1 tRNA gene and 2 rRNA genes (1 of these 3 cut by a window edge) are annotated in these 2,500 nt (G+C 55.2%); all 3 read left to right on the top strand.

From position 1 onward, the window contains the following. A 23S ribosomal RNA gene (locus FBT96_RS15410) occupies nucleotides 1-2,090 on the top strand; it begins 796 nt to the left of the window's first position. A gap of 148 nt (nucleotides 2,091-2,238) precedes the next feature. Then, nucleotides 2,239-2,353 (top strand): 5S ribosomal RNA (rrf, locus tag FBT96_RS15405). Between the two features lie 70 nt (nucleotides 2,354-2,423). Continuing rightward, a tRNA-Met gene (locus FBT96_RS15400) sits at nucleotides 2,424-2,500 on the top strand.

Here is a 2,500-nt window from a genome sequence, read left to right as displayed (position 1 = left end):
GAGGTCCGAACCGACACCCGTTGAAAAGGGTCCGGATGAGGTGTGGCTAGGGGTGAAAGGCCAATCAAATCTGGAGATAGCTGGTTCTCCGCGAAAGCTATTTAGGTAGCGCCTCGGACGAATACCTGCGGGGGTAGAGCACTACATGGATGATGGGGGCCCACAGCCTTACTGAGTCTAAGTAAACTCCGAATACCGCAGAGTACTATCCGGGAGACACACGGCGGGTGCTAACGTCCGTCGTGAAGAGGGAAACAACCCTGACCAACAGCTAAGGCCCCCAATTCGTGGCTAAGTGGGAAAGCATGTGGGATTTCCAAAACAACCAGGAGGTTGGCTTAGAAGCAGCCATCCTTTAAAGATAGCGTAACAGCTCACTGGTCTAGTCAAGAGATCCTGCGGCGAAGATGTAACGGGGCTCAAGCCACGAGCCGAAGCTTTGGATGTGCAGCAATGCACGTGGTAGCGGAGCGTTCTGTGATATAGCACCGCCCGACTTTAGCTCTCCTTCGGGAAAGCCTTGGTCGGACAGGTGCTGACTGTGAAGCCGGCCTGTGAGGGATCCGGTGGAGTGATCAGAAGCGAGAATGTTGACATGAGTAGCGATAAAGAGGGTGAGAGACCCTCTCGCCGAAAGTCCAAGGGTTCCTGCTTAAAGCTAATCTGAGCAGGGTAAGCCGGCCCCTAAGGCGAGGCCGAAAGGCGTAGTCGATGGGAACCACGTTAATATTCGTGGGCCAGGAGGATGTGACGGATGCTCACTGTTGTTCGACCTTATCGGATTGGTCGGGCAGCTGCGGTGTCCCAGGAAATAGCCCTCCATATGACCGTACCCTAAACCGACACAGGTGGACAGGTAGAGTATACCAAGGCGCTTGAGAGAACCACGTTTAAGGAACTCGGCAAAATGCCTCCGTAAGTTCGCGAGAAGGAGGCCCCATTCGCACGCAAGTGTGGGTGGGGGGCACAAACTAGGGGGTGGCGACTGTTTACTTAAAACACAGGGCTCTGCGAAGCCGTAAGGCGACGTATAGGGTCTGACGCCTGCCCGGTGCTGGAAGGTTAAAAGGAGGGGTGCAAGCTCCGAATTGAAGCCCCAGTAAACGGCGGCCGTAACTATAACGGTCCTAAGGTAGCGAAATTCCTTGTCGGGTAAGTTCCGACCTGCACGAATGGCGTAACGATCTCCCCGCTGTCTCAAACGTGGACTCAGCGAAATTGAACTGTGTGTCAAGATGCACACTACCCGCGGTTAGACGGAAAGACCCCATGAACCTTTACTCCAGCTTTGCACTGGCATCAGGATTGTGATGTGCAGGATAGGTGGTAGCCTTTGAAGCCGTGACGCCAGTCGCGGTGGAGGCAACCTTGAGATACCACCCTTCGCACTCTTGATGTCTAACCGCGGTCCGTCATCCGGATCCGGGACCCTGCATGGTGGGGAGTTTGACTGGGGCGGTCGCCTCCCAAATCGTAACGGAGGCGCGCGAAGGTAGGCTCAGACCGGTCGGAAATCGGTCGTTGAGTGCAATGGCAAAAGCCTGCCTGACTGCAAGACTGACAAGTCGAGCAGAGACGAAAGTCGGTCATAGTGATCCGGTGGTCCCAAGTGGGAGGGCCATCGCTCAACGGATAAAAGGTACTCTGGGGATAACAGGCTGATGATGCCCAAGAGTCCATATCGACGGCATCGTTTGGCACCTCGATGTCGGCTCATCTCATCCTGGGGCTGGAGCAGGTCCCAAGGGTATGGCTGTTCGCCATTTAAAGAGGTACGTGAGCTGGGTTTAGAACGTCGTGAGACAGTTCGGTCCCTATCTGCCGTGGGTGTAGGATACTTGAGAGGAGTTGCCCCTAGTACGAGAGGACCGGGGTGAACGTTCCACTGGTGGACCAGTTATCGTGCCAACGGTAGTGCTGGGTAGCTATGAACGGACAGGATAAACGCTGAAGGCATCTAAGCGTGAAGCCCCCCTCAAAACAAGGTATCCCTTGAGGGCCGTGGAAGACCACCACGTCGATAGGCCGGAGATGTAAGTGCAGCAATGCATTCAGTTGACCGGTACTAATTGCCCGATTGGCTTGATTTGATCCAGTAGCAGCAAGGCTCAGGACCAAAAGCAAGTATACACATTGGTTAGTAAGAAGAACGCTCCGCGCGGGCTCAACGCCCGAGGCCGCAGTCGCGGCAGGAGCGCTTCTCAATGTACTCAGACTTGGACATGGCTTCTTCCTCGGTTTGGTGGTCATAGCGTTGGCTAAACACCCGATCCCATCCCGAACTCGGCCGTTAAGGGCCAACACGCCGATGGTACTGCGTCTCAAGACGTGGGAGAGTAGGTCACCGCCAAACCTAGAAAGAAGCCACGTTCTCTCAAAACGATGAAAATACCCCGATCGCAAAAATAGCCCTCGGGACATAACGCGGGGTGGAGCAGCCCGGTAGCTCGTCAGGCTCATAACCTGAAGGCCGCAGGTTCAAATCCTGCCCCCGCAACCA

It is taken from the genome of Rhodobacter capsulatus (assembly GCF_005144475.1).
In the GTDB taxonomy this organism is placed as follows: Bacteria; Pseudomonadota; Alphaproteobacteria; order Rhodobacterales; family Rhodobacteraceae; genus Rhodobacter; species Rhodobacter capsulatus_C.
This window is presented reverse-complemented; position numbering and strand designations above follow the sequence as displayed.